This is a genomic window from Actinoplanes sp. NPDC051633, from assembly GCF_040681735.1.
Lineage (GTDB): Bacteria > Actinomycetota > Actinomycetes > Mycobacteriales > Micromonosporaceae > Actinoplanes.
Map to the genome: position 1 here is coordinate 1 of NZ_JBFAZH010000547.1, position 5175 is coordinate 5175.

A 5175-nucleotide genomic window follows, 5' to 3' on the forward strand; every position below is an offset into this window, starting at 1 on the left:
GGGCGAGGTCCAGTACAAGCCGGCCGCGATCGAGATCTCCGGCGCGGGCATCAAGACCACGAAGCTGGACGCCGCCGGCGACAGCATGGAGATGACCTTCAGTGAGCGGCAGACCGAGTCGCTGCGGCTGCCGCGGCTGAACGGCGGAGCGGCGGGCGACCTGCCGCTGCCGGCCATTCCGGGGCTGCCGTCGCTGGGCGGCGACGGTGAGCCGGAGTCGACGCCCGCGCCGGGCAGCGGCACCAGCGTGAAGATCTCGCTGGGTGACGTGCGGCAGGCCACGAAGGATCATGCGGTGGCGGCGAAGGCCACCGCGATCAAGGTGAGCATCGCGCAGCGTGGCGCGGACCGGGGGTACGGCAAGGGCGCCGACCTCACGCTCGCCTTGGGGATCGGCGTGCTCGAGTCGGCGGCGGTCGCCCCCGAGACCGACACCGCCGGGGCGGCCGGGGTGTCCGATGCGTCCGCGGGGCAGGGCGGCAGCCTGCCGATCACGGGACCGCGGGTCGACATGATGCTGATCGCCGGTGGAGCGTTGCTGGTGGGCGGTGCCGGCGCGTTGACCTTCGGGCTGCGCCGACGACGCTTCGACGCTTGATGCGAACCTCGGCCGGAAACCCTGCGGCAGATGATGGGATTCGCCGAAGAAATTTCACGAGGCGTCCATGGTCGTCGATGTCATCGGTCGGACGGCGCGATCTCCGTCGTCCGTAGAGATCGATCGAAGTCCCGTTTGGGGTCGTCCTGGGTCGACCGTGCGGCTCAATCCGCGCGCCGGGTGGCGACAATCTTCCCGTTGCCGCGTTGAGTGAGGCGTAGACCTGCGGGGGGTGCAGGAGGCGGCGGCGTCGCATTCGGAAACCGGTAAGCCGAATGCGGCGCCGTAGCCACGTCCCGGTATGCCGGTCTGGTCTAGGCTCGCCGCGTGCAGATCCGGCCGATCGTGCTCGCCGCCGTGCGGCGGCGCGACGACATCCTGGTCTTCGAGGGCCGCGACGAGACCAAGGACGAGACGTTCTATCGGCCGCTGGGTGGCGGCATCGAGTTCGGCGAGACGGCCGTCGAGGCGCTCCGCCGCGAGATCCGTGAGGAGCTGGCGGTCGAGCTGACCGACGTCGCGCCGCTCGGGGTGCTGGAGAACATCTTCACCGCCTTCGGCCGGTCGGCCCACGAGATCGTCTTCGTCCACACCGCAGTGCTGAGCGACCCGTTACTGTACGAGAACGACCGGGTCGGCCACGTCATCGACGAGGGCAGCCCGGTCCTGTGGCAGCCGCTGGACGCCTTCGCGAGCAACCGCCTCACCCTCTACCCATCCGGGCTGCTCGACCTGCTCGTCACGACCAGCGGACGTTAGTCAGGTCCGCGGTCGTGGACATCAGGCCGGCCGCGGCGTCGTAGGTGTCGGCCACCGACTGCAGGACCCTTGCGGCGACGTCGGCGGCGGCCCGGGCCTCGGGCTCGGAGGCCGGATCAACGGCCCCCGGCGCGCTGTGCGCTGACGGCGCCGACGGCGCTGCCTGCGGGGACAGGGCCAGGGCCTCGGTCGAGGTGAGGATCTCGGCCAGGGTGGCGGCGAGGCCGGCTCTCGCCTCGGACATCCAGGAGGTCAGCGCGTCGGCCAGGTCGGCGGTCGCGGTCAGGCGCACGTCGAGGCTGTCGGCCGTGCCGGTCAGGTGGACCGCCGTGCGCTTGCGCAGATCGTCGTACGCATCGGCGGCCGTGCCCGACCATTCGCCGGGAGGGGGCAGCGACTCGGCGGCCGCGGCGCAGGCCTGGGCGTCGGCGCGCAGCTCGGGCGCGGCCTCGGCCAGGGCCGCCGGGCGGAGGGCGGCCACCGCGTTGACGGCGTCCCACGGCAGCAGGCGCACCCGGCGCAGCGTCGGCCACACCTCGTGATCGGGCGGTGCGCCGGACGCGGACAGCACCTCGTCAACCCGCTTAAGCAGGGGCGCCGCGGTGTCGAGCACGGAATCCAGCCGGTCGCTCACCGCGCCACCCACGAAACGCCCATCATCGGGACTCCCGCTCGATGCGGCGGGCCGCCGTCTCGTCCGTCAGCGCGTAATCGCGTGCGGTGGACCGGACCCCGTCCGCCAGGTCCCGCAACCGAGCCTCCGCGTCGGCCGCCTCGCGGGCACGGGCCGCGACCACCGCCCGCCAATGCTCGTGGAGCTCACGACTCACCCGGCCCGGCACACCGGCGCCGCCGGCGCCGAACGCCCCGGCCGGCGCGACCAGGCCCGGCAGCGAGCGGTCCACACCCGACAGCAGATCGGCGGCGGCACTCAGGCTCTCGGGCAGCTTGTCGCTGATCATTTGACGTCCGTGTGCAGTGACCGGAAGGCGCCGAACACCTCGTCGTGGAGTTTCTCGCGCGCCCAGCGAGCCGCCTCGGCCGCACTCGTCACCACCGCCTGCACCTCCCTGGCCAGGTCTGCCGCATGCCGATGCTGCAGACTCCCGCGAATCCGGACGTCGGTGATGTCACCGGCGGCCGTCACCAACACCTCGACCGTGTCGTCCGGCGAGTGCACGGAGACGACATGCGCCGCCACGGCCCTCTCGAACTCCGCGCGCAACGCGTCGATCCGCCGGTAGCGGTCGATCGCCTCGTCGATCCACGCCTCGTCGATCTCACGGGCCATGCAGGCTCCTCACCGGGCGTAACGGTTCAGATCCAGAACCGTACCGAATCACGGCGACCGATGCGACCTGCCTGTGGATAACCGAGGACTGTGGATGAACCGGGACTGTGGATAACCCACAGTGGACAATCAGCCTTCCCAGAGGGTGACCATCATCGCCTCCACGGCGATGCGCGGCTTGACGTTGAGGTCGATCGCCTCCCGGCACGCCAGGACCGCCTCCAGGCGGCGCAACGTGCTCTCCGGCGTCCACCTCTCGGCCGCCGCCGCAGACATCTGCTTGGCGTCCGAGTGCACCACCGGCACCGGCGCGCGCAGCTTGGTGACCAGCACGTCGCGGTAGAACCCGGCCAGGTCGACCAGCGCCCGGTCCAGGGCGTCCCGCTGCGACCGGGTGGCGCGCGACCGCTGCCTGCGCTCCAGGTCCTTGATCTGACCCGCCGCGCCGCGCATCGCCCCCGCCGCGCCCCGGCCGGTGCCGCCCGCGCCGAGCGCCTGCTCCAGCGAAGCCTTCTCCGAGGCGTCGGTCTCGGCGACCGCCGCGGCCGCCTCCGCCTCGGCCGCCTCGATCAGCGCGGACGCCGCGTCGAAGCAGGCCCCGATGCCGGTCAGCCGGCGTGGGACGGCCAGCACCGCCTCGCGCCGGGTGCGGGCATCGCCGTCCCGCGCCAGCCTCTTCGCCCGGCCCACGTGGCCCTGCGCGGCGGCCGCGGCCCAGGCCGCCACGTCGGGGGCGATGCCGTCGCGCCGGGTCAGCACCTCGGCCACCGCCTCGGCGGGTGGCTGGCGCAGCGGAACCACGCGGCACCGCGAACGGATGGTGACCGAGATGTCGTCCGGGTGCGTGGACGGCGTGCAGAGCAGGAAGACGGTCCGCGGCGGCGGCTCCTCGATCGCCTTGAGCAGCGCGTTGCCGGCCTGCTCGGTGAGCCGGTCGGCGTCCTCGACGACGACCGCCTGCCAGCGGCCACCGGAGGGCGCGCTGCTCGCCCGCAGGACCAGCGCGCGCATCTCACCGACGCCGATGGACAGCCCCTCGGGCACGACGAAGCGAACATCCGCGTGCGTGCGGCCCAGCACGGTGTGGCACCCGTGGCACTCGCCGCAGCCGGCACCGTCACGCTCGCACTGCAGCGCCGCGGCGAATGCCCGCGCGGCCACCGACCGCCCCGAACCGGGCGGCCCGGTGAAGATCCACGCGTGGGTCATCGCCCCGTTGCCGGTCGCGGTGCCCGCGACGATCCGGGCGGCCGACTCGGCGGCCCGGCGCAACACGTCGACCGCCTCGTCCTGACCGACCAGGTCACTGAAGACGCCCGTCAGGAGCACGTCGGCCTGCGCCACGTCAGTCACGGCGGCCATTGTTGCTCGCCGGCGGCTGCTCGACCAACTCCTCCATGGTGTCGAGAGCGGTGTTGTCGGGCGTGAACGACGGCGGTCTGGTGGACGCGTCGGCCGGGTGGTCGTCGGAGGCAAGGAGACTCTCGATCCGCTTCTCCACGGCCGCGGCGATCTCCTCGGGCGGCAGGGCGGCGTCCAGCACCAGATAGCGCTTGGGGTCGGCGGCGGCGAGGTCGAGGAACGCGTACCGGACGCGCTCGTGGAAGGCCCTCGACTCGCTCTCCAGCCGGTCGGCGCCCTGGCCCCGCGAGTCGACCCGCGCCAGGCCGACACCGGGATCCACGTCGAGCAGGACCACCAGGTCGGGCTTGAGGCCGCCGGTCGCCCACGCGGACAGCCAGGAGATCTCCTGCACCGGCAACGTACGCCCGGCGCCCTGATAGGCCAGCGAGCTGTCCACGTACCGATCGCTGACCACCACCGCGCCCCGCGCCAAGGCCGGACGGACCACCGTGGCCACGTGATGCGCGCGGTCCGCCGCATAGAGCAGCGCCTCGGCGCGCGGCGACGGCGCGTCCCCCTTGTCCAGCACCAGCCCGCGGATGCGCGCCCCCACATCGGTCGCGCCCGGCTCCCGGGTGACCACCACGTCCTGGCCCTTGGCGTGCAGCGCCGAGGCCAGCCGGGTCACCTGGGTCGACTTGCCCGCGCCCTCACCGCCCTCGAAGACCACGAAGACGCCGTGCCGGACGAACTCCTCGGGCGGCGACAGCGGCCGGCCGCGGATCGAGCCCCACAGGTCGGCCAGCACCGGCACGCCACGCTTGTCATCCATCTGCCGGAACGCGCTGATCCCGGTCCACACGCCGACGACGCCCGCGATGAGCAGCAGCAGGCGGGTCGCCGAGACCGAGATGTCGAGGAAGCCGACCGAGAAGCGGCGGGAGCCGCCCAGGCCGACCAGCAGGCCGGAGAGGGAGATGGCCAGCAGCAGCACCAGCCGGGTGCCGATCTGCACCACCGCGAAGACCCGGCCGCGTACCTCGTCACCGACCTGGCCGCCGAGCAGCGTGGTGCCGGCCAGGAACGCCATGCCCGCGCCGGCGCCGACCAGGATCGCGCCGAGCAGCGCCATGGACAGGTGGATGGCCACCGCCAGGAAGATGACCGAGCCGCTCGCCAGCAC

Annotated in this window: 6 protein-coding genes and 1 pseudogene; 2 read left to right on the forward strand and 5 right to left on the reverse strand. The window is 73.0% G+C overall.

What is annotated here, in order from left to right; genetic code table 11:
* Together AB0M20_RS26215 and AB0M20_RS26220 are read left to right on the forward strand one after the other, a co-directional pair.
* Positions 1-598: pseudogene (locus AB0M20_RS26215) on the forward strand (hypothetical protein); the annotation flags it as partial.
* A gap of 327 nt (positions 599-925) precedes the next feature.
* Positions 926-1357, forward strand: a complete 432-nt coding sequence (locus AB0M20_RS26220) for an NUDIX domain-containing protein (protein ID WP_364302531.1) — start codon at positions 926-928, stop codon at positions 1355-1357.
* On the opposite strand, the gene AB0M20_RS26225 is transcribed toward AB0M20_RS26220, so the two are convergent.
* The 5 genes from AB0M20_RS26225 to tmk form a co-directional block, all read right to left on the reverse strand.
* Positions 1338-1991 (reverse strand): hypothetical protein, encoded by a 654-nt coding sequence (locus AB0M20_RS26225; RefSeq protein WP_364302533.1) that lies wholly within the window; start codon positions 1989-1991, stop codon positions 1338-1340. The genes AB0M20_RS26220 and AB0M20_RS26225 overlap by 20 nt on opposite strands.
* Positions 1992-2013: 22 nt before the next feature.
* Positions 2014-2319 (reverse strand): type VII secretion target, encoded by a 306-nt coding sequence (locus tag AB0M20_RS26230; RefSeq protein WP_364302535.1) that lies wholly within the window; start codon positions 2317-2319, stop codon positions 2014-2016.
* Complete coding sequence (locus AB0M20_RS26235) at positions 2316-2648, reverse strand: YbaB/EbfC family nucleoid-associated protein (RefSeq protein WP_364302537.1); 333 nt, start codon at positions 2646-2648, stop codon at positions 2316-2318. The genes AB0M20_RS26230 and AB0M20_RS26235 overlap by 4 nt, the downstream gene beginning before the upstream one ends.
* Positions 2649-2777: 129 nt before the next feature.
* Positions 2778-3971, reverse strand: a complete 1194-nt coding sequence (locus tag AB0M20_RS26240) for a DNA polymerase III subunit delta' (protein ID WP_364302541.1) — start codon at positions 3969-3971, stop codon at positions 2778-2780.
* 22 nt (positions 3972-3993) lie between these two features.
* Positions 3994-5175 (reverse strand): dTMP kinase (tmk, locus tag AB0M20_RS26245; protein ID WP_364302539.1); only part of this gene is annotated, 1182 nt, incomplete at its 5' end.